The 25,895-nt window shown below is 57.9% G+C and carries 18 protein-coding genes and 3 pseudogenes; 18 read left to right on the forward strand and 3 right to left on the reverse strand.

What is annotated here, in order from left to right; genetic code table 11:
* The first annotated feature begins 72 nt into the window (after window positions 1-72).
* From sctQ to EN955_RS15940, 6 genes are all read left to right on the forward strand, one after another.
* Window positions 73-1,101 (forward strand): type III secretion system cytoplasmic ring protein SctQ, encoded by a 1,029-nt coding sequence (sctQ, locus tag EN955_RS15915; RefSeq protein WP_095769044.1) that lies wholly within the window; start codon window positions 73-75, stop codon window positions 1,099-1,101.
* Complete coding sequence (sctR, locus tag EN955_RS15920) at window positions 1,094-1,759, forward strand: type III secretion system export apparatus subunit SctR (RefSeq protein ID WP_024505374.1); 666 nt, start codon at window positions 1,094-1,096, stop codon at window positions 1,757-1,759. The genes sctQ and sctR overlap by 8 nt, the downstream gene beginning before the upstream one ends.
* 2 nt (window positions 1,760-1,761) lie before the next feature.
* Entirely contained in the window at window positions 1,762-2,037 is a 276-nt protein-coding gene (locus EN955_RS15925) for an EscS/YscS/HrcS family type III secretion system export apparatus protein (protein WP_024505375.1), read from the forward strand.
* Between the two features lie 8 nt (window positions 2,038-2,045).
* Window positions 2,046-2,864, forward strand: a complete 819-nt coding sequence (gene sctT / locus EN955_RS15930; RefSeq protein WP_024505376.1) for a type III secretion system export apparatus subunit SctT — start codon at window positions 2,046-2,048, stop codon at window positions 2,862-2,864.
* Window positions 2,861-3,898 carry an EscU/YscU/HrcU family type III secretion system export apparatus switch protein gene (locus tag EN955_RS15935; RefSeq protein WP_024505377.1) on the forward strand — a complete coding sequence of 346 codons (1,038 nt, stop codon included), beginning with the start codon at window positions 2,861-2,863 and terminating at the stop codon, window positions 3,896-3,898. The genes sctT and EN955_RS15935 overlap by 4 nt, the downstream gene beginning before the upstream one ends.
* A gap of 356 nt (window positions 3,899-4,254) precedes the next feature.
* A complete protein-coding gene (locus EN955_RS15940; RefSeq protein ID WP_024505378.1) occupies window positions 4,255-5,058 on the forward strand; it encodes a hypothetical protein in 804 nt (267 codons plus the stop codon).
* Between the two features lie 525 nt (window positions 5,059-5,583).
* Here EN955_RS15940 and EN955_RS15945 read toward each other — a convergent pair.
* Window positions 5,584-7,698, reverse strand: coding sequence for a hypothetical protein (locus tag EN955_RS15945; protein WP_032899689.1), 2,115 nt, complete (start codon window positions 7,696-7,698; stop codon window positions 5,584-5,586).
* Between the two features lie 1,348 nt (window positions 7,699-9,046).
* Here EN955_RS15945 and EN955_RS15950 point away from each other — a divergent pair.
* The 6 genes from EN955_RS15950 to EN955_RS15975 all read left to right on the forward strand — a co-directional run bounded on the left by EN955_RS15950 (window position 9,047) and on the right by EN955_RS15975 (window position 14,955).
* The gene (locus EN955_RS15950; protein WP_081714433.1) at window positions 9,047-9,376 is read left to right on the forward strand and encodes a hypothetical protein; all 330 of its coding nucleotides are present in this window, start codon (window positions 9,047-9,049) and stop codon (window positions 9,374-9,376) included.
* A 71-nt stretch (window positions 9,377-9,447) separates the two neighbouring features.
* Window positions 9,448-9,690 (forward strand): nodulation protein NopA, encoded by a 243-nt coding sequence (locus EN955_RS35395; RefSeq protein WP_224570034.1) that lies wholly within the window; start codon window positions 9,448-9,450, stop codon window positions 9,688-9,690.
* 117 nt (window positions 9,691-9,807) lie between these two features.
* Window positions 9,808-10,698 (forward strand): hypothetical protein, encoded by an 891-nt coding sequence (locus EN955_RS15960; RefSeq protein WP_024505382.1) that lies wholly within the window; start codon window positions 9,808-9,810, stop codon window positions 10,696-10,698.
* A 232-nt stretch (window positions 10,699-10,930) separates the two neighbouring features.
* A complete protein-coding gene (gene sctV / locus EN955_RS15965) occupies window positions 10,931-12,994 on the forward strand; it encodes a type III secretion system export apparatus subunit SctV (RefSeq protein ID WP_024505383.1) in 2,064 nt (687 codons plus the stop codon).
* A 53-nt stretch (window positions 12,995-13,047) separates the two neighbouring features.
* The gene (locus EN955_RS15970) at window positions 13,048-13,590 is read left to right on the forward strand and encodes a tetratricopeptide repeat protein (protein ID WP_081714429.1); all 543 of its coding nucleotides are present in this window, start codon (window positions 13,048-13,050) and stop codon (window positions 13,588-13,590) included.
* 894 nt (window positions 13,591-14,484) lie between these two features.
* Window positions 14,485-14,955 carry a MucR family transcriptional regulator gene (locus EN955_RS15975; RefSeq protein ID WP_024505385.1) on the forward strand — a complete coding sequence of 157 codons (471 nt, stop codon included), beginning with the start codon at window positions 14,485-14,487 and terminating at the stop codon, window positions 14,953-14,955.
* A 228-nt stretch (window positions 14,956-15,183) separates the two neighbouring features.
* Here the strand turns inward: EN955_RS15975 and EN955_RS15980 are convergent, their stop codons facing one another.
* Entirely contained in the window at window positions 15,184-15,396 is a 213-nt protein-coding gene (locus EN955_RS15980; RefSeq protein WP_008874821.1) for a cold-shock protein, read from the reverse strand.
* A 524-nt stretch (window positions 15,397-15,920) separates the two neighbouring features.
* On the opposite strand from EN955_RS15980, the pseudogene EN955_RS35400 reads away from it, so the two are divergent.
* Window positions 15,921-16,137 (forward strand): annotated as a pseudogene (locus tag EN955_RS35400) (transposase); the annotation flags it as partial.
* 794 nt (window positions 16,138-16,931) lie between these two features.
* Here the strand turns inward: EN955_RS35400 and EN955_RS15985 are convergent.
* Entirely contained in the window at window positions 16,932-18,053 is a 1,122-nt protein-coding gene (locus EN955_RS15985; protein WP_024505387.1) for a DUF418 domain-containing protein, read from the reverse strand.
* A gap of 754 nt (window positions 18,054-18,807) precedes the next feature.
* Between EN955_RS15985 and EN955_RS15990 the strand changes: the two genes are divergently transcribed.
* From EN955_RS15990 to EN955_RS16010, 5 genes and pseudogenes are all read left to right on the forward strand, one after another.
* Entirely contained in the window at window positions 18,808-19,266 is a 459-nt protein-coding gene (locus EN955_RS15990; RefSeq protein WP_224570033.1) for a response regulator transcription factor, read from the forward strand.
* A gap of 244 nt (window positions 19,267-19,510) precedes the next feature.
* A pseudogene (locus EN955_RS15995) lies at window positions 19,511-19,943 on the forward strand (helix-turn-helix domain-containing protein); the annotation flags it as partial.
* Window positions 19,944-20,562: 619 nt separating this feature from the next.
* Window positions 20,563-21,222, forward strand: a complete 660-nt coding sequence (locus tag EN955_RS16000) for a response regulator transcription factor (RefSeq protein ID WP_024505389.1) — start codon at window positions 20,563-20,565, stop codon at window positions 21,220-21,222.
* 14 nt (window positions 21,223-21,236) lie between these two features.
* Window positions 21,237-22,547 carry a HAMP domain-containing sensor histidine kinase gene (locus EN955_RS16005; protein WP_164895698.1) on the forward strand — a complete coding sequence of 437 codons (1,311 nt, stop codon included), beginning with the start codon at window positions 21,237-21,239 and terminating at the stop codon, window positions 22,545-22,547.
* A gap of 1,949 nt (window positions 22,548-24,496) precedes the next feature.
* Window positions 24,497-25,801 (forward strand): annotated as a pseudogene (locus EN955_RS16010) (peptidase M16); the annotation flags it as partial.
* Window positions 25,802-25,895: the final 94 nt, after the last annotated feature.

Here is a 25,895-nt window from a genome sequence, read left to right on the forward strand (position 1 = left end):
CCGACGGTCGCAAGAGGTCGTCCGAATGACACGACCGTGCAGTCTTTGATAGGCGCTGCGGTCACACCCGCCATGTTCGAACCAGTTCTGAAACTGTCCCACACGGTTGTCTCGTGGCTCAATGATACAGCAGCGCCGCGCACGCCGTTTCAAAGCCGGATCAACGAGGTGCCGCTATCGGTGCGAACGGCAGGGCTTGTCTGGCAGCAGGAACCTGCTGCCATTCCGATGCTTGACTGCGTCTGGAGAGTGGGAGCCGAAACGGTCATCTTGTCACTGTCGCGCCCGCTCGTAGAGGAGTTCATCACGACAGTGCAGAACGGCTTGGCCTTCCCTTCCGAGCCAACTGCTTCGCTAATTCTCGAACTCGCTCTGGAGCCGCTTGTCACTCGACTGGAGGAGACGACGCGTCTGAACGTGCAACTCGTGCGGGTATGCGAAGCCACGATGCTGGCTCCTCATCTTGAACTCGACATCATTTTCGGCGCGGTCAAGGGCAAGGGCCGTCTATTCCTGTTCACGCCACTTGACGGCTTAGTACCGCCTGCGTTTCGCGCGCTAGGCGAACTGCTTGCCCAGTTGCCGCGGCAGCTGGGCGGGCTGCCTCCAGAGCTCCCGCTCATTGTTGCAGGAGAGGTCGGCACGCTTCGCCTTCCTGCGGCGCTTCTTCGAAGCGCATGTGTCGGTGATGCATTGTTGCCCGATATTGCGCCGTTCGGCCGCGGCCAGATCACCCTAGCTGTCGGCCAGTTGTGCGCCGAGGCGGATCTTGACGGCGATGAATTAATCTTGCGGGGGCCTTTCCGCCCGCGACCGTGTCCTTTGGAGAGTGCGCATATGACACAACCCGGATCGCAACTGGAGCTTACTAAGGATCTCGACGATGTCGAGATCGTGCTTGTCTTTGAATGCGGCCGCTGGCCTATTTCTCTTGGGGAATTAAGAAGTGCCGGCGAAGGGCATATTTTTGAACTTGGATGGCCGATCGACGGCCCGGTCGACATAGTGGCCAATGGTCAGCGTATCGGGCGTGGCGACATTGTCCGCATCGGAGAAGAGCTGGGCATCAGGCTCCGTGGCGGGTTTGCATGCAATGAGTGAAGCTCAGCCGACAATCCTGGCGCTTCTTGCGGTTACCGCCGGACTCGGTCTGCTGGTTTTAGCAGTTGCCACGACAACGGCCTTTGTAAAGGTATCAATTGTTCTTTTCCTCGTCCGCAATGCGCTCGGGACCCAGACCATACCACCCAATGTGGTGCTGTACGCCGCGGCGATGATCCTCACTATGTTCGTTAGTGCGCCCGTTGCTGAGCAGACCTATGACCGCATGTCGGATCCCAAGCTCCACTATCAGACATTCGACGACTGGGTAAGCGCCGCTAAAGCCGGAAGTGAGCCCTTGCGCGAGCATCTCAAGAAATTCACAAATGAAGAGCAGCGGCGATTTTTCCTATCTTCGACAGAAAAGGTCTGGCCAGAGGAAATGCACGCTGCAGCCACGCCTGATGACTTTGCAATACTTGTACCATCTTTCTTGCTATCAGAATTGACGCGCGGATTTGAGATAGGATTTCTACTTTATCTGCCTTTTATTGTTATAGATCTGATAGTGACAACTATCTTGATGGCAATGGGTATGTCGATGGTCTCACCAACTGTTATATCTGTCCCGTTCAAGATCTTCTTGTTTGTTGCCATTGATGGTTGGTCAAAATTGATGCATGGGCTTGTGCTGAGTTATACGTTACCGGGAGGCTGATCATCACTGAATCCAGCATCATTACTCTTATGAGCCAATCACTGGTGGTTTTCATGATCTGGATTCTACCGCCGCTCATTGCATCAGTGGTTGTCGGCCTCGTCATCGGCATCCTCCAGGCGGCGACGCAGATCCAGGATGAAAGCTTGCCGCTCACCGTGAAGCTTCTGGTCGTTGTCGCGGTGATTGGGCTGTTTGCTCCTGTGCTAAGCGCCCCGCTCATAGAGCTAGCCGATCAGATCTTCACCGAGTTTCCCGCAATGACACTTAGCTACTAGTCCGCCCCATGGACGCGCCATCGGCCGATATTCAAATTCTGATCCAGACGGCTCTCGAACTCGTCGTTGCGGCAGGTCTTGGGGCAGCCCGCGCGATGGGCATCATGCTGATCTTTCCCGTATTCACACGCTCGCAGATCAGTGGGCTGATCCGGGGCTGTTTGGCTGTTGGCTTCGCACTACCATGCCTGGCACACGTCAGCGGCGGATTGCCGGCGCTGGATCCTGATACGCGCCTGATCCAGCTAACCCTGCTCGGATTCAAGGAAGTTTTTGTCGGTGTACTCCTTGGCACTTTTCTTGGCATTCCGCTTTGGGGCCTTCAGGCTGCCGGGGAGCTTATCGACAACCAACGCGGCATCAGCAGCCCGACCGCTTCGGCCGATCCCGCGACGAACAGTCAGGCTTCCGCGATGGGCGTTTTTCTGGGGATCACTGCGATTGCCATATTCGTCGGATCAGGAGGCCTGGAAACTTTGATCAGTGTCCTGTACCGCAGCTACTTGATCTGGCCGGTGTATCAGTTTCACCCGACACTGAGTGGGCCAGGAGCAATGGAGTTGTTGGGGCTTCTCGACAGCATAATGCGCACGGCATTATTGGTATCGGGGCCTGTCGTGTTCTTCCTGATACTGATTGATATATCGATGATGCTGCTGCGTCGCTTTGCCCCGCAATTTAAGGCGAGCCAACTGTCTCCGGCAATCAAGAACATTGTCTTTCCAGTTCTCATGGTCACCTACGCTGCCTATCTGGTGGAGAGCATGAAACTGGAGGTCACACGTGCCAACGGCGTGCTGGAGTGGTTCGACAAATTGCTGCCATGAGCGACACAAGTGAAGAGAAGACACACGCCGCCAGCCCGAAGAAGTTAAGTGAAGCGCGCAAAAAAGGACAGCTGCCACGTAGCTCCGATTTCGTCCGCGCGGTCGGGACTTGCGCTGGGCTCGGCTACCTTTGGCTAAGAGGCAGCGTGATCGAGGACAAATGCCGGGAAGCGCTCCTATTAGCCACCAAGTTGCAGAGCCTACCTTTCGATACCGCGGTGCCGCAGGCATTGGTTGTGCTCGTCCAACTCACAGTCGCGGCTGTTGGCCCGCTGCTTGGAACCCTTGTCGCCGCGGTGATTTTGGCCAGCCTGCTAGCCAATGGTGGATTTGTCTTCTCTCTGGAGCCGATGAAGCTCAGCTTTAAGAAAATTGACCCCTTTGAAGGGCTGAAGCGCTTGGGGTCTGCTCGTTCCATGGTCGAAGTCTGCAAGACCATGTTCAAGGTATTGGTTCTCAGCGCAACCTTTTCCATTGTCCTTCTCGGGATGTGGAAGACAATGGTCCCTCTGCCGATCTGCGGCATGGGCTGTGTTGGCCTCATCTTTATGGAGACAAAATTGCTGATGGGAATTGGCGCCGGCGCACTGCTGGTCGGCGGACTGATCGATCTTCTGCTCCAGCGCGCGTTGTATCTGCGCGAAATGCGCATGACCAATACCGAAGTGACGCGCGAGTCGAAGGATCAGCAAGGAGCGCCAGAGTTGAAAGGTGAACAGCGTCGCATCCGCGAGGAGGCGGCCGACGAGCCTGCGCTTGGCGTGCATCGCGCCACGCTGGTCTTAACAGGAAGGGCGGTCCTGATCGGTCTGCGTTACGTTCGCGGTGAAACCGGGGTGCCGTTCTTAGTTTGCCGTGCCGAAGGTGAGCGCGTTTCACATGTGTTGAGCGAGGCGCGGGCACTACGCCTGACGATCGTCCATGACCATGTCTTAGCGCGTCAGCTGATAGGCACTACAAAACTCGGCCACGCGGTTCCTATGCAATATTTCCAGCCTGTCGCGAAAGCATTCTTTGCCGCAGGCTTGGCCTAGTCATTGGAAGTCCACGACTGCCCAGTTCAAAACTGACCTGGCTCCATGCTAGTGGCAAATGTCGGCTGGCCATCCGTGCCCCAGTGTCTCTGTCAGGCCAACCGCGCAACCGCGGGCCTGGGGCAATCACTCCCCTCGGATCTGCCACCCAGCAACTACGGCAAGTCCTCCGGGCATGACCTTGCAGCCTCTGCTGGCCGGTGCGTGGCGCAGTCCGAGGTTTTGAGGCCGGCAGTGCGGATTTGATTGGTGCAGCCGTTGGAATGCCCTCGTCAGCTAGTCGTCAACTAAGCGCCCTATGTTGAACAGCCGTGCTAACTTGAGCTCGGTTGCGAAACATAGGAGTACGAATCGTCATGTATGGTCGAATTGGTGGCTCATCCGATAGTTACCGCGCGCATAATGCCGGCGAGCAATCGGATGCAGGAAGCGAAGGGTTCGCGGACACATTTGCCCGAATGCACTTATCCGGATCGGAAGGTAGCGGCGCCTCATCATCGGCGGCTCCCCAAGCATACTCCCTCAATTCCCGACCTCCTGTGGTGGAGATCAACAGGACTTCCTTCAGGAGACAGGTGAGGCAATTTCATGGTGATGAAATCACGCACATCGCCGACAATCCTCAAGAGTATTCGGAGTTCGTATCGTCACGAGCCAGGCGCACCGCGGACGTTGCTCAGCAATATGGCATCCGTCGAGATACGGAGCATGCGCGATATTTCAGTTACCAATTGGGAGACCGGAGTGCCGGACTGCTGAGAATGGAAGGCGGATTCAGCATGAACGAGTTCGAATCGGAAAGTTGGCGGGAACAATTTCCTGGTCGAACTGAGGTCACTTCCATAGTGGATCTTCAAGTCGCCCATCCGCTCGTCGAAAATGCGGGCGATATTCTGCTGGAGCATCAACTTCGGATAGACGGCGACCGACCGTTGCTGAATTGGCGTGCGGCTAATCCGGAAGCACAAGCGCGCGCGCAGACGATGGGGTTTGTTGAAGTGGATCATGGCGACCTGGTGCTTGACCCTACGCAGCATCCCGACAAATGGACGAAGAACAGTGCCGGTGAGTGGCAGCGTGCAGGCAAACCTCCACTCTATCTCCACAAAACCGAGGATAGCGACAGCAGCGATAGCGGGTCCGACGACGATTTCATGTGATTTGTCGACCCGCCGCCGAGCCTTGCAACTGGTGACGGTTGCAAGGCTGTTGGCAGTGAATGCTAATTGTCCGGCGACAGCCCCGCCTTAGCGCCAGCGCCGCCGAGCAATCCAGCCCATCTCCCAGACAATAAACTGCGGATGCGCATCGTGGGTGCTTGCGAGCGGATTGTATTCGGGCCGGAACTCCGCCTCTTGGAACCGAGCTCTCCCGAATCCAATTTTCTCCACCACACCGTTGGGTCGTTGCGATGCGCCGATCCCGATCGGATCGGCTATGCCTGCTCCGCGCTCGCAGGAAGACCTTCCGCCTCGATCTTGGCGGCGCGATCTCGGCGATAAGTTGGATGGGAGGCAAGATACGCCGCCACGTCAACAGCCGGTAACGCGACATCGCAAATCGGCCCTGACGGTAGCCGATCGACTCCAATCGCCGGACCGCAACTCGCGCAGCGGCATTCGCGGTTTGGCCAGGAGAAATGCTCGCTGACTCACAGCGTGGCCGGCCGCATTCTGAGTGCCCTGTCATGCAGCCTGCGCCGACGGGAGCTCGGCACGCGAATGGCGTGGTTGGCGGCCAAGCCCTGAGGTCAACAAGGACTTACAGAAAGCGGGGGTGAGTTTGCCGCGATGAATTATGACCTTCTCGCGACCGGACCTAGCATCGGCTTCCTCTCGCTCTCGATTGTAGCCGCGCTGTTCGTTGGATTTAACGTGGCAAGCGGTGAATTCGGAATCAGCCAGCCCTTCCAAGTTTCTGGCCATGACGGGGCGACTCGTGTGGATGTGCACCCACATCGGGCTCGGCATCGCACCATTGACCAGCATCTTGGGCTGCAGCTTCATCTCAAACAGCTTTCCTGGCTCGCCACGCAGCGCGACCGGTGCCTCCGGCGGCATCAATTCGTCGGCATTGCACAAATGTTCCAGGTATTTTTGCGCCGGAAATGCGTAGGTCTTCATGCAATCAGTCGTAATGCCGGCTTTTCCTTCATTCAATGCGTTGGCCTGTCCCAGCACCATGTTCAGCAACCCTTTGAGCTGGTCTGTGCGTTCGTGCACTTTGGGTAGCTGGGTGGAGGTGAGTAGCAGGCGTACATTACGCCCCTGCAACCCGGCGAGACAGGTTTGCATCTCAATGGCCTGGGCTCGCAGGTACTGGGCCACATCGTCCACGACCTTACCGGCCTCCTCAGGCTTCATCTGGCGCACTTGGGAGACGACGCTTTGCTGACCGGCCAGATCGAACTGCAAAAGTTCGTCCAATCGTTTGAGCCGCTCCGTCAATACCTCCATTGACAACGCGGCGCCCCCGATTGTCGAGCCTGCCCCCGACGAACTCGCAGCCACCTCTTGCGCTCTCACCTGTGTACTCGCAACTTGATCCGAGCGCGCGAGAACCTTGGCTGCTGGCACTGTGCCGGCGTTCGCAGCGACTGGTGTTGATGGCTGCCCGGCGGCAGAAGTCCCGGCGCGAGCTGCCGACTTATGCTTTGACTTCCCTTTCCTTCGCGCTGTAGTGCCTTCTGACACTGCAGCCGTACCAGCAGTGTCAGCCGGTATCGCAGCGCCTGCCCTGGCCGGCATCGCAGCGCCCGCCTGGGCCTGTGGCGCCATGATGGCTGACGGCGGAGACTGCAGGTTCAACAAGTGCATGGCATCGTGCGCAGTGATCCATGCATCGTCCACGATCCGTTCGAACAGTTTCAATGGGAGGCCGGCATCTGGGTAGGTATGGCTTAGCTTGGTATGCACCTCGTGCAACGCCAATCCAAAATCCGAAAGCCGCTCCATGATTTTTTCTACAACCGCGCAATCATGAGCGTTGAGTGTTTTGCCATCATCCATTATGCCCTTCGCCAAAGAGAGGGCGCGAAGAGCTTCTTGAGCGGCGCTTGCCATCAGCTGCACCACTCCATTTCGACCGACGAGGAGTTCCTTCAAATCTGGCTCGAACCTGCTCGCCCGCAGTTCAATCTTGGCCCGCGCAAGACCGATCCGCTCACGGACCAGCCAGATCCTGACACTCAGTACCGAGCCGGCACGCAGCCGCAGTGCGCACCGCTCGGCTTCCCGCATCACGGGCGTTCCACTGGATAGGCTAGCGGTGGCAGCGCAGGCGGATCGCTGCCGTTCGGAGCGCCATGCCTTTTTTTCCCACCACTTAATTGCCGCCGTATGGTGGTTCTCCACATTTAAAATCAACAGCTCCTGCCGGTCCGCCTGGGAGTAGGAGTAGAGTTTATCGACCATACCTGCCGCTTTCTTGGTCTTTTTGTCCAATTTCGTGATCGTCGACAGGCCAAGTTTGTCTACTTCATTCGCGGCGTCGCACACGATCTGGCAACATCTACGCACCTTGTCGTCTGGCATAATTGTCTGCGCCTCAGCCGCAGGCAGGCTAGCGCGGTACTCCAGAATTGCTGAGGCTGCATCGACGACCCGACTGATCAGCTCCACCGCCTCCTCGGGGACGTCGGTTTTCCTGGCCGCAGCCTCGCAATCAGTCAGTTGTTGAACAAGACTGTTCATTCTGAGCTGTGTCGGACTGATATCTTCATTTGACGATGAGCTGGTGCCTTCCACCTGCGCGGTTGATAGTTGGCTACCGACCGGCGCCATGGCTTCGCCCTCAGACATGGAGGGAGAACCGCGCCGCCTTGCGGCTGCGCCACGTGGCGCTACGGTTCCGCGTGGTGGCGCAGCGGCTCCACGTCGCGGTGTGTTCAGGATTTGATCTTCGCCAATCGAGGCGCCTGGCAGACTTTCGCGGGCATCGCCTGGACCGCGCGCAACTGGAAGGGAGGAGGGCCTCCTATCGGCGTCCCCAGAGCGCATCTGCTCCACAACGGAATCGAATGACTGTCCACCTTCTCCCGCAGCAAGACTTGATTGCGAAAGGGAACTGCTCGCCCGCCCCGCGCGGCTGGCTCCAGTTTCAGCCTGCGATTTCCGTGGTCGGCCAATGCCCTTCATATTGCGTCTCCGTAGTAGGCGAGAATGTGCTGCTATTGTGCTGGCGGCTGACGAGACCAGCGGCATCTTTCGGTTAACGTCACGGTCAGCCAGACCCGCGACGGCGTAATGTTCCCGCCAAAGTGCTTCTCAGTAGCAGGCCAAGATTGGCCCGAGCTCACAGGACTTTCGCAACGTTGCCATCGATGTCCTGAGATTATCAGCGCTTCAGTCCGCCGATTTCCAGGAACAGCGAATGAAATCAGACCAACTCGGCTAGCTCCCCTTCCTAGACACGTGCCTGACGATTTTATTGATGCGTCACTCCTCTCGTTCGCCACCGACAAAGTCACACATTTGCTTCAGAGAAGCGTGTGCGTTGCGTATCACGCGGACCATTTCGATCTATAGTTACAAAAAGTGTCGAGACGGGACCTTTGGATCCGAAGGTCAGGCACGGCCGGCCTAGATAGACCGCTTGGCTGACGATTAGCTGACGATGGGAGTTCTCACGAACAGGGCAAGAAAATCCGACCGCTTCAAGCTTTCGATATGGTGAGAAGAGGATCCGCACCGGCCTCCCAAAGCCGGCAGACCATCCCATGTTCGTACGGTCGCCGACCTTCTCGAAGCCAATGAGCTCACCGCGCCGGGCCGTGATGTGCAGGCGAGAGAATGGTGATGCAAAGACCGAGTTCCTGCTCGTTGCGTGCGCCCGTGGAGCCAGCAAGAATACGGTCATTGCGGTCATGCAGCACGTGGACCGTGTCTCCTGTTCGACACCACAGCATCGAGGATGCAAACGAGCTGCTGCGGCTGCCATTCGGTCGCGGCATGCGTGGACGGCGGGATTGGCCGAACAGCCGAGATCGTGGTCGACTGTTCGATGCGAGAGCAACATCCTGCAGAGCATACGTTTTTGCGCTGGCCGGTTTTTGTCAAAAGCCGTCAGGTTCTCGAAAGCTCCCGCCCTTAGCTTGATCGAGGCTAACCTTTAACACGTCGCCGCCAATGGCAAATGCCGGAGTACCTGATGATAGCAGCAATTGGGAGTGGAGTTGGCAACCTCGGGACTTCCTTGATCCGAAAGGGCCATGGGGATTCGAAATCCGAGCATTCTGGTGATGGCAAGCCGGCTGATGGCAATGATGGCAAGCCAGCTGGTGGGAATGATGGCAAGGCAGCTGGCGGGAACGATCGGGCGGATAACCGGACCGTTTCAAATGATCAACTTCAAGACAACTCACAGTCTGCAGCACAAAGTGAAGCCTTCCAAAGTATCCTGCGATCGTTCGCGTTCCAATTCGCGAACGATGCGATGGCTGAGGCCGATGAAGCTTTGGATGACACAGAAGATGCCTGACGCGGGAAATCCGGCGTGAGGTCATACAGGCCGTTATTGACGGCACAACTCCAACAGAAAAAGGAATGATCATGGCTGCAGTTGATAATAATAAAAAATCAGGCAATACCAATACCAGTAGCGCCGGCAATACCGATAAAACTAACAGTGGCACTCCCGGCAATACAAGCGGAGCTGATGCTACTGCTTTTCAGGCGCAAGTGCAGGAACTAACCAATGTTAGCTTGGAGGCGACGAAAAGGAGTGTCCAGTTGCGCACTCTAACGACCAATCTCCAGACCATCAAGAAGGCCGCCGACGAACGCGTTTCGTAATGTCGGAAGCGGGTTTTAGACTGCCCCCTAGCGCGTCTCCTTATTGACGCGACGTAGTCCCGAAATGAGCCGCATGGCAATTGCCATGCGGCTTCTATCCTGTTTGAGAGATGCTCTGTGGATGACGCCGTTTCCCTCCGTTTCGAAGTGCGTTCGGGGCACTATTGCGGTCTGACCGGCAAGACGGATCTTCAAAAGTGTTTAATCGGCAGCGGCTTCGATGCCGATTTGGTCTTTGTCGAGCAGGGACTGGCACCGCATCACCTTCGTGTAACTCTTCTTGGCAAGTCGATCGAACTGGAGGCGCTTGCACCCGGACTCAGTATCGAGGGCAACCGGAATATCGCCGCAGGCCAGTCCGTTGTTGTGCCCCTTCCTGTCGTCCTGCTCGTAGGCGAGATGTCCATTGCTTTGTCCGTGCAGGATGCAGAGCCGCCTGGTTCGACCGGCATACCGCGCCTACCGATCGGTGTGCTCGCCATGGTCATAATCAGCTCACTCGGGATCGGCGCGCTTTCAGGCACGATCTCCTATCTTGGCAATGCAAGTGGATCGAGCCCCAATTCACTTCGGGCTGAAGTCGCGTCCAGAACGATCAGTCACCGCGCTGACAATGAACTTACGGAGGCAGCGGCCCAAGAGCTGCAGGAGGAAGTCGATCGAGCGGGTCTTCTCGACGTCAAGATTGGGTCGGCAAAGGGTGTTGTGACCGCCGAAGGCACCGTCACGTCTGAATCGGTCATCAGCTGGCAGAAGCTTCAGCAATCGTTCGATCGTCGCACCAAGGGTACTCTAACACTGGTGAACGGAGTGCTCATCAAAGAGGAGAAGGCGCCATCCGCAATCGCGGTCGAAGCTGTGTGGCATGGGGTCCAACCATATATTGTCATCGACAGCGAGAAGTATTTTGTCGGCGCCATTTTGGCTGATGGATGGGTGGTCGAACGTATTGAGGACAGCCGTGTGCTGCTGAGCAGGAATGGCCGCATTGCTGCTCTCCAATATTGAAAGCTCGCAGGCCCCATCAAGCAGCACTCTATGGCCAGCCAAACATCCTGTCGCGCTCGGTGCTGACAAGCTGGCTGCGTTGGAAACATTTGCTGCCCAGCCATTTCGCGCCTGCTTGTGGCTCTCATGCAGGGTCACGCGCTGGCCAAGGCTGAGGCGCCTTCGGAGTTCGAAAGCCACGTTTCATGGCGTAACAGCAGAGTAAGTCTCAACCGATTGCAAAGGTGTCTCGATGGCCAACGTCCTGCGTGACTTCATCAAGCGTGCGCCGGCCAGCCCGGATTTAATGGTTGCGTTGATGCTGCTTCTGGCTGTCGCGATGATGGTCATGCCTATCCCGGTCGTGGTGGTCGACGCCCTGATAGGATTCAATATGGGGTTGGCCATACTGCTGATGATGGTTGCCCTGTATGTCAGTACTCCACTTGATTTTTCCTCTTTGCCCGGCGTTATTTTGATTTCCACTGTATTCCGTCTCGCGCTCACGGTCGCAACGACGCGACTGATCCTGGCCGAGGGGGAGGCCGGCAGCATTATTCATACTTTTGGCGATTTCGTCATTTCAGGCAATATCGTGGTGGGTTTCGTCATATTTCTGGTCGTCACCATGGTGCAATTCATGGTCCTCGCGAAGGGTGCCGAACGGGTGGCAGAAGTGGCGGCGCGTTTCACGCTGGATGCTCTGCCGGGCAAGCAAATGGCGGTCGACGCAGAGCTACGCAACGGCCACATCGATGCCAACGAATCCCGCCGGCGGCGCGCCGAATTGGAGAAGGAAAGCCAACTCTATGGCGCGATGGACGGCGCGATGAAATTTGTGAAGGGCGATTCCATCGCCGGGCTGGTGGTTATCTGCATCAACATGCTGGGTGGAATTTCGATCGGCCTGCTCTCCAAGGGCATGTCCTTCGGCGAGGTACTGCATCACTACACTCTGCTGACGATAGGCGATGCATTGATATCGCAGATTCCGGCCCTTCTGCTCTCCATTACTGCGGCGACCATCGTCACCCGTGTGACTGGGACGGCGAGGATCAACCTCGGTACAGAAATGGTCAGTCAGCTCACGGCCAGCACTCGAGCCTTGCGACTGGCGGCCGGCGTCCTGGTTGTAATGGGGTTCGTTCCTGGGTTTCCCCTCCCCGTCTTTCTGATGCTGGCCGCAGTGTTCGCTGCGGTAAGCATTGTCAAGGCTGATGTGCTGGGCGCCGGCACTGCCGATGCGAAAGGTGGAACTGCAGCGGAGCCTAAGCAAGCCGCGCCTGCGAAGGAATTCCCGATCGCATTTTTTCTAGCGCCAGATCTTATGCAGGCGGTCGATCAAGCCGAATTGCAAAAACATATTGGGCGCGTTTCGCTCCTGGTCACAGCCGATCTGGGCATTATCGTTCCTCGCATCCCTGTCTTGGTTGACGAGCAGCTGCCTGAATCGCAATTCCGAATTGATGTCGAGGGCGTGCCAGTCGAACAGGACGCCTTAGATCCAAACCAGATGGCGCTCCGAGCCGATGTAGCGCACGTCGACTCGAGCGGTGTCCCCCTTAGACGTGAGCCGAAAACGGACACACTCCCGGTTGAACATACCCCTGCAAAGGCCCTTACGGGCGCCGGCACGGAGCATAGGGCTCCCGGCGAACTCCTCGCCTTGCGCGTCCATGCAGCGTTGACCCGCTACGCACCGCGATTGGTGGGCATCCAAGAGACCCGACATTTCCTGGGCCGAATGGAGCAGGAATATTCTGAGCTTGTGAAAGAGGTGCTACGCACGACGCCGATTCCTCGGATTGCCGATGTTCTGCGCCGCCTCCTGGAGGAAGGTATCCCAATCCGCCACACCCGTCTCGTGTTGGAGGCATTGGCCGAATGGAGCGAGCGTGAGCAGAACGTTGCCCTGCTGACGGAATATGTCCGTTCTGGTTTGAAGCGACAGATCTGCCACCGCCATGCCAACACGGAGGGCATCGTGTCCGCCCTGGTCGTCGAGCGCGAGAGCGAGGATGTGATGCGTGGCGCGGTTCGAGATTCGGATGCAGGCCCCTATCTCGCACTGGAGGATCGGCAAAGCGAAGCGATGCTATCACAGATACGTCAGGTCCTTTCGAACGCAGAACCGGGTCAAACCCGCCCTATTCTGTTGACGTCGATGGATGTCCGACGTTTCGTCCGCGGCTTTCTGACGCGAAACGGGGTTGATCTCGCCGTGCTGTCTTATCAAGACCTCGCCTCCGACTTTACAATTCGCCCCGCAGGATCCGTCACACTCCCGCACGGATCGAACAGCGGATTGTTAGAGTAGTCCCACCTTTCCTAACTGAACGCCACGCGCCTCCCCGATAACTGAGAGATAACATGAATAGTAATACAGTTTCTCCATCGCCTATGTTTCTGCGCCGGAACTCACTTCTTTTTGCCGTACTCGCCATTCTGCCTTTGGGCGGTTGCGCCAGCTGGCAAAAGCCGGCTCTTTCCGTGCAGGAGACATCTTCCCCCGAGTTGCTCAGCGCCGATCAAATCGATCCGGCTATGCGCGAACGCATTTTGCGCGAAGTTGGTCAGGATGTTCAAGAGCGGGCTTTGCGGGATGAGGTGAAGCAGCACCCGGACAATGTTGATGCGGCGATACGACTTACAAATGCCTTGGTGGGCCAGAAGCGCCCGCACGAAGCGGTTGAGGTGCTCGACAGCGTCTTGGTTGCAGCCCCAGGAAACGTACGTGCATTGAATGCGAAGGGCGTGATTTTGGACATTGAGGGGCGGCATGACGCGGCACAGGCCCTGTATCGGCGAGCTCTCGAAAACGAGCCAGGCAATCAGATGGTGCAGCATAACTTCAATCTGTCGCTTGCCTTTAACGGCAAGTCCAAACAACCAAGGTTAGCACGATCGCAATAGGTGGGCACAGTGCATGCGCAGCCTGTTCCCCGGCTCGAACACGCGCTCGGCTCCCATCATAGATGGCCCCCTGAAGAGAGCCATATCTATGCAAAACAGTTGCTCCAGATCTGGCCGGCAGAGATCGGCAGGAGAGCCGGATGACATCACGCGGCCACCCGCAAGGCCACCCGCCTCGCTTCGTTGCCAGAGCGCCCTCTCCCTCGCCGGTCACCGTCTCGCAATGCGGCGACCTGGCTTAAGGCGGTCGACCGAGCGCCCGATGCAGTAGCCATGAATACGTAACGCAGCGATGGACCCGCCGGATCGTGTCGCGCTTGTGCTGGCCGTCCCTGCCATTACAGCACGGTGATTGTAGCTGGATCCTATTCTAGAGGCATCGATGGTGTGGATGCCTTCGATCCAAACAATCGATTTGTTGAATTCGTCCGCCTGAGGAAATTAGCTGCGGCGATCCGACTTCCGACGCCTGCAGGCGCAAAACCAACAGCGTGAGCGCTGCGGGTCCGGAGGCAGGCTGCAAAGTGCAATCACCAGCGCTGATAAGCGGCAAGTGAAGAATGTATCGCTCGGGCGACTCCTGTGTTGTGCACGGTTGCCCCGCGAGGTGAACTGTAGCAGCTTGGCAGCTCAGCGTTCACGAAAGGAGAAAAGATTTGGGGCCAAGCAAAGACCGGCTTTTTTGATTGTCTTGCTGTATCGCTATGGTGGGGCGGGCGCGACCGCTCCCATAATTCAATACGCTGCCTTTAGCGATGGACGATGACGGGATGCGTCGCCGAGACTTCAATGGTGGAGGAGCAGCGCACCCGTCGATCCATTTGCTTTCAGCGGCAACCGCCACTATGAAGCGACACTTCGCCCAACTGTGTTTCAAGCTGCCCGGAGAAGTTTATGACAGAAGAACCCCACAAGACCGACATCCTCATCGAGCTCACTGCCGATGTTGTATCAGCCTACGTCTCCAACAACCCCGTCCCGGCGGGGGAGCTTCCTGCCCTGATCGCCCAAGTGCACGGGGCTCTAAACGGCACGGCTGGACTCATACCGGCAGAAGAGCCTGTGCCTGTAAAAAAACCTGCTGTCCCGATCAAAAAGTCGATCGAACCGGACTACATCATTAGCCTTGAAGACGGCAAGAAATTCAAATCGCTAAAGCGCCATCTGGCGACGCACTATGGTCTGACCCCAGACGAATATCGCGCCAAATGGGGTCTGCCGTCGGATTATCCCATGGTGGCGCCGAATTACGCCGCTGCGCGCTCCGCCTTGGCCAAGACCATGGGACTCGGCCGCAAACCGAAAGAGCCGGAAGCCCCAGCCACGGCGCCGGCGAAACGGACCCGCAAGAAGGTCGCAGCCTAAATCCGTATCAACAGTCGTTCGGACGCGCAGCAGCCGTTGGCCCAATCTGCGCGGAATCAAAGGGCGGGGATGAGCCCCGCCTTTCCCGTCCAAGAGCCTCATTTCCAGAGTAATTCATGATGGCTCCAGCAATCCCTGCCGCGGCATTAACTTGCATGCTCCGGCCCGGGTTTCGAGCCGTCAATGCGTTCCGGCGATGACGAACCTTGCCAAGGCTTTCCCGGACCGTTAGCCAGCCTTGCTGAGGCTGCCTGCAGAGGACTTTCCCGTGCGGCGATCCTGTTCCACCTCGTAGTTGATCTTCTGGCCCTCATTAAGGGTCGACAGGCCCGCTCGTTCAACAGCGGAAATGTGGACAAAGACATCCTGACCGCCGTTGTCAGGCTGAATAAAACCAAAACCCTTCGTGCTGTTGAACCACTTCACCGTTCCAGTCGCCATATCCATTCCTTTGTAATAAGTCGCAACTTAGGCAGGCCATTCACGCCAGCCTGATTTGTACACGAGACTTTAGGCGCATCAAAATCGGAAAATTGCAAGGCCCACTCGATCGCCTGATCTCCAGCAGCAACTGCAACATATGCGAGGCGCGTGCCAGACGAGGCGTATGCCAGACGTTTCGTCGTGCGCTGTCGCTCGAACGTTGACAGAAACAATGACACACCTTGCAAACTCGGCACATCTTGTGGACGTGCTCGGGTCGCTTCTCGACTGCGATACCCGCTCCTGACCGGGTATCGTCGGCCAAAATGAGGGTTTTTGTCATGTGCCGCCAGACCGAAAGATCAGGCGCGCAGCGACCTGCACATTCAAACCGGAACCCGCGAACCTCGATTAGCTTCTGCCTGCTCCGAAGGGCGGTAGCCTGCTCTGAGGCGGGCCACTGTCGGGTTGAAAACCAACTGTCGGGTTCGGAACCCCAGATTGTCGGCAAGGTACGCGCCGCCCACTGGTTGGCCAAAGGGCACTGGCTCCTGATCCTGCCGCCATGCTCGCCCGATCTCAACCCGATCAAGACAGGTCTGCTCAAAACTCAAGGCGCGGCTGCGGAAGAAGGCGGCCAAAACTTTCGACGCTCTCTGCGGAACTCTCGGCGATATCTGCCAGCTGCTGGAGCCAAATCAAAAACCATTAATTGCGACAGGTGATTTTATGACATTCATTGCGAAGAGGCCAGAATGAACAGCGGAAGAGAGTAGCAGCTCTCTGGTCGCGGCGAGGTGGATCGTCGACACGATCGGCACCTGGCCCGTGCGGGGATCGCACCGCAGCCAGCACCAGAGCCAGACCTTGACCGCTTGCCTTGCTCAGGCGCCACAACAACGAGTGGCTGGAAGCAGATCCACGTGAACTCAGCGATATCGATCAGACGATGCTTACCCTCATGAAAGCCGATCCCGACGCTGTCCAGCGCCGCGAAATCCTGACCAGCATATGGCGCATCGGATGCCACCGCCTGCACACTCACCATCGACATGCCGGAACTCGGAACCAAAGGCCGCAAGCCTCGCCGGCCTCCGCAAAATGGAGCGGCCGCGCCTGGGCGGCCGGGCCAATGTTCGCCAGGCCCTCTACATGCCCGGCCCTTCGCCCTGCGCTTCAACCCCGACCTCAAGGCAAAATACCAGGCGCTAAAGGCGGCAGGCAAACCCGCAAAGGTCATCATCTTGTTGCGAAAGCTCCTCATCCTAGCAAACGCTCTCCTCAAGGCGCAGCGAAAATGGCCCCTAAAACCCTTGACCGAAACGGATACCTTAGCCTTTCAGGTGAGGCGGGCCGAGATAGACCAACCGCGGGTTTAACTTCGCGAGTTTAAGCTGATTATGCCGATGCAACTCTAGCGCCTGCGCGACCGTTTTAGCTTCCATCAACAAGGCGGCAGGGTGGGAGGAAGTACCCTCCCCTGCCGCGAACAAGCTTTGGACAAAGCCCCACCTTGTCCGTAATGTGATCGGGAGGCCGGGGCGCGGCGGTGCTCAGCGGATGTGACGCGCGAGATCTGCGACCCTACCCATCAGCACTTCCATCGGTCCTCGCTGGAAGACGCGCAGCCAAAGCACCGCAAAAGTGCTGATAACCACAACGAAGCCAAAGAGCGTGGACAGGCTCTCGTCTTTGAAAATGTTTATCTTCATAAGATAGGCTATTCCCGCAATGTGCAGCACATAGGCCGTCAAAGACATCGAGCCGACTGCGATTATTGGCCAGACCAGCTTTCGCAGACGCGGGAGCGCATCCACAGCGAGCATGCAAGCCGCCAAGATGATCATTGCGCAACCGGTGCTGCCCACGATCGAAAGCGTCGTTTCGCTATGAGGTGCGGCTATCCATGACGACTTGACTATAAATGACGACTTGGAAGGCTCAAAAGCGCCGTCAACGTCAGACCACCACAAGGAGGTTTCAGTCAAAGCGCGGGAACTCAGCGCGAGCAAGGATCCCCCATGGCCCAACACGGCCAGCGCGACCCCCGCCAGACCAAGGCGCCAATGCGCTGCTAGCGTATTAAGATTAAGGCGCGCGATGGCCATGCCAGCGATGAGGAAAGGAACCCAGGTCACCGCGGGATAGTAGCCGTTGACCATGAGGTTGAAGACCGGGTCGAGGAGGTTGGGGGCAACCGACAGAAGGGAGGAACGGACTTGCGGGAGAACTAATGCCGTAGCGGCAGCGATCAAGCCCAGCTGATATGCGCTGAGCCGATGGAGCGGCAATACCAACAAGAAGCAAATTCCGTAGTATTCTAGGATGACTTCGACCTGGGTACCGAGGCAGCCCAGGATTGAGCCAAGCGCGAGCAAAACAAGGGCACGAATTGCGACTCTGGCGATGGCCTGTCTACCGGCTATCCCCGACTTCGGCGCCTTGCGACCTGTAATCAGGAGGATTGAAAAACCGGCCAATACGGCAAACAGGGCCGACGGCCGCCCATGGGTTAGTTCCATCAGAAACCCGACTAGTCCTCCTTCGCCGGGGTCGGGACCGAGATGGGCGGCATACATCCCGAAGACAGCCAGGCCCCGAGCGAGGTCGATGCCGACCAGCCGATCTACTACCGACCCATTCCTAGCGTCGGCAACCGGTGCCTTCATTACCATGGTAGATTCCCTTGCTGGGTGTGTGGATCGCGGGAGCCGCGATAGGAGAGCCGGTCGGCTGCTGCCGTCGCCTCGTGAAAGGGTTCAAAACATCGCGCCATCTGGCGCATCGAGCCGGCGACAGAGCTGTTCAGCCATTAGCCTGGGGTAAGAACAACAGATCGGCTCACAAAGCCTGTGTCACGGACCTGAAAAGTGGTGTCGCGGAACCGTCGTTTTTTGCATGATGGCTAAGCCGAGAGATCCACTGCACCGACGAGAGACTCAGCGACGTTAGATATCCGATCAGTACGCCGCGGCTCCGCCGGTGACGATCACCCCGGGTGTCAAGGCCAGGGCGTAAACCTGCCATAATCTGTGGTAGTGCGCCCGCGACCAATCCGTTCGACAAAGCTCGGCGCATGGTCGAGCCAATCATATTCTTCCATGTGGCTGTTGCCTGAAAAACCGAAGACGCCGTTCGCTGGTCCAGCTGTTCCAGACCTCGGCCTGCGTCGGTCATTAGAACCGGCGCGCCTGTTTCCCAAATCAATTTGCTGATGCAGCCGCCGGGGGTCACATTGAGCAAAAGTGCCGAGGTCAGGACGGGTTTCATAGGGGCTCTTCGTTTGGCTTTGTTAACGACCCCTTTCTTGCAAGTTGTAGCTGACAGCAGCCTGAAAGCTCCCCAAATAATTCGCTGCCGCCGGTTCAGCCTATTGTCAGCTTCGACCAATAAGATGGGAGCCTTGCCCTCATACCGGAGCTCGGCAGCATGATGCGAATACTGCTCACTGAAGACGATAAGGACCTTGGAAGTGCTATGCACGATCATTTGGTGGCTGGTGGCCACGCGGTCGACTGGGCCAAGAACCTGTCCGAAGCGCGCGATTATGCAGCTGTGGTCGGCTACGACCTTATTTTGCTCGACGTTCACCTGCCGGACGGCAATGGGATCGACTATCTGCGGGAGCTGATCAAGGAACTTGAATCGGCACCGGTCATCATTCTGACAGCCTGCGATCGGATTTCGCATCGCATCGAGGGCTTCAACGCTGGAGCCGACGACTATTTGGTCAAGCCGTTCGATCTGGGGGAACTCTCAGCGCGTATCCATGCAGTGGCACGTCGCCATGGGCATTTTCCGGAGCCGCAATTTTCGGTTGGGACGCTTTCCATACAGGCAGCCGAGCGACGCCTCTTCCGCGACGGGCAGGAGGTCTACCTGACTTGACGCGGATGGGCGGTGCTCGACTACCGTCTGCCCCAGCCCTGCACGGTCGTTTCAAAAGGGAAGATCGTGGACGCGCTTTTCGGCAGACGGCGCTGATTCATACTCTAAAAGAAAATTCGGCTTCCAGTTGCCTTGGCCATGACTGCCCTTCCCGAGAGATGGGTGACAGTTCATTCCGGATAGATGGGTTACACTTTCGGCCCTTTGCAAGGAGAGCAAGGTGCCTTGGAAGGAGTGTAACGTCATGGAAGAGCGGCTGAAGTTCGTCGCCCGGCTGCTGGACGGCGAGAAGATGGCGGTGCTTTGCCGGGAGTTCGATATCTCGCGCAAGACCGGCTACAAGATCCTCACGCGCTACAACGACAGCGGCCTGGAGGGGCTGACGGACCGATCGCGGCGGCCCTATCGCCACGCCAATCAGCTTCCGTTTCAAATCGAGAAGCTGATTGTGCGCCTCAAGCAAGACAAGCCGACATGGGGTGCGCCGAAGATACGCGAGCGGCTGGCCCGGCTGTATCCGGATGTGCACCGGCCCGCGATCTCGACCGTGCATGCCGTGCTCGACCGCCGGCATGGTCGAGCGCCGCAAGCGCAGGCGCAACAGGGCGACGGGGACACCACTTTCAAACGGCTGTCGCCCTAACGATCTTTGGTGTGCCGACTACAAGGGCGAGTTCGGCAGAGAACACGGCCGGGACAGGGGATCACAAACACTTGACCGTTCCAGACCCTGGCAGTGGCGCATCGATTGACCGTTGGCTCTGTTCGTGGGCACCGAAAATAGGGCCTTCTTGGTCCTCGGCAGAGAATATGGCCCGGACGGGGGATAACAAACACTTGACCGTTCCAGACTCTGGCAGTGGCGCATCGATTGACCGTCGACTCTGTTCGCGAGCGCCGAAAATACGGACGACCCCTATGGTCAAAGTGCACTTCTGACCTGCTAGGCACTGTTCGATAACTGGAGGCACCCGCTACGGTGCCCTCGTATTTAAGACACCTGTCAGTTTCAAGCCTGGACATTGACGCGTGGCGCGGCTGCCATTCGTTGACCGCCACGTCGAATTGCCCGCCAACCAGTGTACAGCCGCCGGTGGTCACATTGAGCAAAAGTGCCGAGATCAGGAGGGGTTTCATAGGGGCTCTTCGTTTGGCTTTGTTAACGACCCCTTTCTTGCAATTGTAGCTGACAGCAGCCTGAAAGCCCCCAGATATTCGCTGGCGCCGGTTCAGCCTACTGTCAGCTTCGATCAATAAGGCAGGAGCCTTGCCCTCATACCGGAGCTCGGCAGCCTGATGCGAATACTGCTCATTGAAGACGACGACGACCTTAGAAGTGCTGTGCACGATCATTTGGTGGCTGGTGGCCACGCGGTCGACTGGGCCGAGGGCCTGTCCGGAGCGCGCGGTCATGCAGCTGTGGCCGGCTACGACGTTATTTTGCTCGACGTTCACCTGCCGGACGGCAATGGCATCGACTATCTGCGGGAGCTGATCAAGGGGCTTGATACAACGCCGGTCATCATTCTGACAGCCCGCGATCGGATTTCGCATCGCATCGAGGGGCTCAACGCTGGCGCCGACGACTATTTGGTCAAGCCGTTCGATCTGGGGGAACTCTCGGCACGCATCCGTGCAGTGGCACGTCGCCAAGGGCATTTTCCGGAGCCGCAATTTTCGGTTGGGACGCTTTCCATACAGGCAGCCGAGCGACGCCTCTTCCGCGACGGGCAGGAGGTCCACCTGTCTGGACGCGAATGGGCGGTGCTCGACTGCCTTCTACGCCGGCCCGGTTCGGTCGTTTCAAAGGGGAGGATCGAGCACGCGCTTTATTCATTCAATTCGGAGTTCGAGAGCAACACAGTGGAGGTTTATGTCAGCCGGCTCCGCAAGAAGATCGGCGGGGATAGAATAGCAACCGTGCGTGGCTCCGGATACAGGCTCGTGGTCACATGACGAACTCGAACAGCATGACGAGAAAGCTGCTATCGTGGTTAGGCGGGGCAACGCTCCTGGTTTGGATCGCCGCCCCAACCATGGCTGCGTTCATTTTTTGCAATAATGTAAACGAAAGTTCGGATGACTTGCTCCAGGGGAGCGCAAAGTACAGACAACCAGAGCTGATCAAGGTCTTGAATGGAAAACACGTTGATCAATACAATAACAACTTTCCCACTTACGAAAAGTACTTTACCTATCGTGAGCAGGTTATTAATAAGTACGGGATAGTGCTTATTTCTGAACCGGAAGAGGGTCAGCAGCCCTTCCCTGATGCTCCCCTGAGTAACGGCTTTTGGGGAAACGCTGATTACCGCGTCTACACAGAGGAGATCCAAGACGGCGTGTATCATCAGTTGGCCGAACCGCTTCATGGCCGCCGTACCACAATCGCGAAGGGCGCACTTTTTGTCTTCCTTCCGACACTCGTGCTCCTGCCCTTTAGCTTAGCTGTTTGGTGGATCGTGATCCGGCGCTCGCTGCGGCCAATCGAGGTACTGCGACAGCAGATCGGATCGCGCGACGGCGGCAATCTGTCACCAATGGACTTGGGCGATTTCCCGGCAGAGTTGGCTCCAATCGCGGCATCCGTCAATCGGCTTCTCGATCGTCTGCGGGCGGCTCTCGAGGCCGAACGCGAGTTCGCCGCAAACAGTGCGCATGAACTGCGCACGCCGATCGCAGGTTCAATCGCTCAGATGCAGAGATTAGTGGCCGAGCTTCCCAATGGGTCGGCCAAAATGCGTGCGCGCGGAATCGAGCAAGCGCTGTCGAGCCTTGGCCGCCTTGTCGAAAAAGTGCTTCAGCTCGCTCAAGCCGAATCGGGGGTTGGCATGGCGGATCACGCGATCGATCTTGTCCGATCGGTTCGGCTGGAAATCGACGACCTGAGGAAAAAGCCGCAATATGCCGGACGCCTGCATCTTAACGTCGACGGCTGCCCCACTTTGATGCGCAAAGTGGATGTCGATGCGTTTGGGATCCTCCTTCGTAACCTGATCGAGAATGCGCTGATACATGGACTGCCCACTGTTCCGACAACAGTTTCCGTCCAAACTGATGGAACCATCGCTATTGCAAACGCCGGACCGGTGGTGCCCCTCCCCGACCTCGAAGGGCTTACAAAGCGATTTAGTCGTGGTGCTACTCCTGCTGCGGGCTCAGGCCTTGGTCTACATATCGCTAACATGGTTATCCAGCGGATCGGTGGCAGTCTAGAGCTTGCGTCGCCCGCCCGCGGTCGCAATGATGGTTTCGAGGCGATCATACGAATTCCTCAATGACACCGGTGAATTCGACGACAGTTGGACACAGGGCGGATTGCTGGCAAGGCTGCTGACAGGGCGAACTGTACGGCAGTATGTATACGGCGTAGAAATCGTACTTCACACAACGCATTTCGGCCGCGGCAATCAATGCCGCTATCATCGTCTGAGCAGTTCGATCGAAGCGACACGACATGATCGGCAAAATCGAAGGCTCCGCCTCACCGCTCGCTCGATTTCGCCCGGGGAGAAAAAAGGCCATCCGAGAAAGTGCAAGCCGCCGCGCAAAGGCGACGTGTCCAATTGTCTGGGTGCCCCTGTGCGCCGGCCCGATCGGGTTGGCGGGGTCCAGTAAGGACCCGGACCAACCATTCCATTTAGACGACCGGCAGGTTTTAATCGGCGTCCGGATCGCCGTCCCAAAATGCCCCAAGTATACGGCTAGAAAGGCTGCCAACGATCGAGCTTTGGTCGGAGGCGTGCTTGTCAGCGTCTTGGGTGCTTGACCGGCCTTTGCAATGGCCATCGCCATCGCAAGTATCGTGCGTGGCCAGTGAGACCGCAATTTCATCAGCCTGGAGCCGACCGTATCGGTGCTTTTTTATGATTTAGGGATTTTTCGTTTTCCTCTTGGATCATCACGGGTTTGGAGAGGATCTGGTGTTAAGTGCCATTCGGAGCGCCGGCGAACCGCCCGAAATTAATGTGGTCGAGTGATGAAGCCTCCCGAATGCGTTAAACGAGACCCTTTATGGCGGCCCTGGCTGACAACAGTCTGAAAGCTGCAAGCGGCATGCGAAAATGGGGCGATCCTGAATGACGACAGATGCTATCAACATGAAAGAGGCTCGCCCTGAAAGCTGAGCACGCTTTATGCTCAGGCTGCTGACAAGGCCAAAGCAGCGTAAGTGCGTAGTGAAATCCAAGGTCCACATGGGTCGTCGCGCGTCCCATGCGCCTGGGAAGGCGCCGGCCCGGCCAAGCTTTCCCAGCTCGTCCGCATGATGCTTCGCTGAGCGTCAATGGACGTTGGCGCGAGACCAAGGCGTCGTGCGTTGCAATCCGGACGGTCCAGGGTATCAGGAGTTTCACGGCCTCGGCCCGCTTGGCTGGCCACAGTTGAAGCTCCAACGTACCGGCTGGCACCGGGAAATTGGGCTCTGCGCTGCCTCAACGCTGATGGCACGGTCAATGCTTGCTTACCGATGGGGCCGCCCATGCCGTGATGCTGTCGGTCGACGTTCGCAAACCAGACCCTCGCGAGACCCAGCGAAGGGGCTCGCCGGTACGACGAGGGACCTTACCTCTTTATGCGCGGCATCATTATCGAGGATGACATGTTGCCTTACACGTCGTCCCTCGCGCTCGGGTCTTTGTGGGGCGGATGAAGTCCTGATCGCGGTGGCACTGCTGCATGTTTGCGTAAGACCCATCCAGTCACGATCGCGCTGTCCTTCGATGTCGCGGTGCTGATAGGCGGGCAGATCGGTGTGCGCGGCGCCCGCCAAAGGATCGTCGTCACGCCGGAGGAGGCGAGCGTCATAGCCGGCGCGCCGGCGAAAGGCGCTTTCTGTCGGATGCCCGACAATGTCGGATATCGCAAGTATCAAGGTTGGATCAAACCTTGCGAATCGGGGCTTTCTTACTTGGCACGGGGCATGCTCAGGTATCCGCAAACACCCAATGGATAACGAGCAGACTTCCCATGGCCTCACCATGCCGAAAGCTTCCCGGACGCATCCAAAGATGAGGCTCGCGTCAGGCCCAGCAACACGCTGACGGCTCATGTGGCTCGGCGTCGCGTGCCGATCCACTTTCTCCCAATAGGCGTTCGGGAGACATAGATCCTTCAAAATGAGGAACAGATCACTTTGCCAGGAACGCAGCCCATAACCCCACTCTCCCTACCAGAACTACCAAGCAAGCCCCGCACTCATGGGCTTCGCAGGACGTCCGTTGCGTCCGAGTTGGTCGGCGCGGGGCCGGCTCCGATCCCCGTCGCATGGGAGGACGGCAAGGCGAGGGATTTCGTGCTCGACAACGGCATGGAGGTGGTCGTCATTCCCAACCACCGGGCGCCGATCGTCACCCACATGGTGTGGTACAAGATCGGCAGCGCCGACGAGCCGCCGGGCAAATCCGGCATCGCCCATTTCTTCGAGCATCTGATGTTCAAGGCGACGACCAACCATGCGGGCGGCGAATTCGACCGCGCAGTGTTCGAGATCGGCGGCTCCAACAACGCCTTCACCTCCTCCGACTACACCGCCTTCTATCAGACAGTGGCGCCGTCGGCGCTCGAGCTGATGATGAGCTTCGAGGCCGACCGAATGCGAAACCTCATCCTGACCGACGATGTCGTCAAGACCGAGCGCGATGTGGTCATCGAGGAGCGCCGCTCAAGCACCGACACCAACCCGCAGGACGTTCTCCATGAGGAGATCGACGCGACGCTGTGGCAGAACCACCCCTATCGCATCCCGATCATCGGCTGGATGCAGGAGATCGAGCAGCTGAACCGCGTCGACGCCACCGTCTTCTATGAAAAGTACTACTGGCCCAACAACTCCGTGCTGATCGTGGCCGGCGATGTCGAACCGGACACGGTGCGGGCGCTGGCCGAAAAGACCTATGGCAAGGTGGCGCGCGGACCTGACCTGCCGCCGCGCATCCGGCCGGTTGAGCCCGAGCAGAACACCAGGCGCACCGTCACGCTCTCAGACGCCCGCGTCAGCGTGCCCAGTTTTCCGACGCAGTGGGTGGTGCCGTCCTACCACACCGCCAAGCCGGGCGAGGCCGAAGCGCTCGACCTGCTGGCCGAAATTCTCGGCGGCGGTAACCGCGGCCGGCTCTACCAGGCGCTCGCTGTCCAGCAAGGTATCGCTTCCAGCGCCCGCGTCTATTTCCAGGGCACTATGCTCGACGACACCAAGTTCGCCATCTATGGCGCACCGCGCGGCGATGCCAAGCTGGCTGATCTCGAAGCGGCGGCCGCTGCCGAAGTTGCCCGCATTGCCGAGGATGGTGTCAGCAACGAGGAACTAGGCAAGGCCAAGGACCACTATTTGCTCAATATGATCTTTGCGGAAGACAACCTGGACTGGCTCGCCAGCATCTACGGCTCGACGCTGGCCACCGGCGGTACCGTGAAGGATGTCGAGGAACGGCCGAATCGCATCCGCAAGGTTACCCCCGAGCAAATCAAAGCAGTTGCCGCCCGCTATCTCGCGTTCGACCGTTCGACCACGGGCTATCTCTTGCCCAAGACGGAGAATCAAGAGATGACGCTCGGCGCTCGGCCCCATGCTGCGATGAACATCCAGGAGGTGAAGTCCGAAAAGGGCATCATCGCCTGGCTGGTGGAGG

This window comes from Mesorhizobium sp. M7A.F.Ca.CA.001.04.2.1, assembly GCF_003998485.1.
GTDB lineage: Bacteria > Pseudomonadota > Alphaproteobacteria > Rhizobiales > Rhizobiaceae > Mesorhizobium > Mesorhizobium ciceri.

Coding starts and splice junctions, on each gene's coding strand:
- sctQ (WP_095769044.1), top strand. CDS start 73: ATGTTCGAACCAGTTCTGAAACTGTCCCACACGGTTGTCTCGTGGCTC.
- sctR (WP_024505374.1), top strand. CDS start 1,094: ATGAGTGAAGCTCAGCCGACAATCCTGGCGCTTCTTGCGGTTACCGCC.
- sctT (WP_024505376.1), top strand. CDS start 2,046: ATGGACGCGCCATCGGCCGATATTCAAATTCTGATCCAGACGGCTCTC.
- EN955_RS15935 (WP_024505377.1), top strand. CDS start 2,861: ATGAGCGACACAAGTGAAGAGAAGACACACGCCGCCAGCCCGAAGAAG.
- EN955_RS15940 (WP_024505378.1), top strand. CDS start 4,255: ATGTATGGTCGAATTGGTGGCTCATCCGATAGTTACCGCGCGCATAAT.
- EN955_RS15945 (WP_032899689.1), bottom strand. CDS start 7,698: ATGTCTGAGGGCGAAGCCATGGCGCCGGTCGGTAGCCAACTATCAACC.
- EN955_RS15950 (WP_081714433.1), top strand. CDS start 9,047: ATGATAGCAGCAATTGGGAGTGGAGTTGGCAACCTCGGGACTTCCTTG.
- EN955_RS35395 (WP_224570034.1), top strand. CDS start 9,448: ATGGCTGCAGTTGATAATAATAAAAAATCAGGCAATACCAATACCAGT.
- sctV (WP_024505383.1), top strand. CDS start 10,931: ATGGCCAACGTCCTGCGTGACTTCATCAAGCGTGCGCCGGCCAGCCCG.
- EN955_RS15970 (WP_081714429.1), top strand. CDS start 13,048: ATGAATAGTAATACAGTTTCTCCATCGCCTATGTTTCTGCGCCGGAAC.
- EN955_RS15975 (WP_024505385.1), top strand. CDS start 14,485: ATGACAGAAGAACCCCACAAGACCGACATCCTCATCGAGCTCACTGCC.
- EN955_RS15980 (WP_008874821.1), bottom strand. CDS start 15,396: ATGGCGACTGGAACGGTGAAGTGGTTCAACAGCACGAAGGGTTTTGGT.
- EN955_RS15985 (WP_024505387.1), bottom strand. CDS start 18,053: ATGGTAATGAAGGCACCGGTTGCCGACGCTAGGAATGGGTCGGTAGTA.
- EN955_RS15990 (WP_224570033.1), top strand. CDS start 18,808: ATGATGCGAATACTGCTCACTGAAGACGATAAGGACCTTGGAAGTGCT.
- EN955_RS16000 (WP_024505389.1), top strand. CDS start 20,563: ATGCGAATACTGCTCATTGAAGACGACGACGACCTTAGAAGTGCTGTG.
- EN955_RS16005 (WP_164895698.1), top strand. CDS start 21,237: ATGACGAGAAAGCTGCTATCGTGGTTAGGCGGGGCAACGCTCCTGGTT.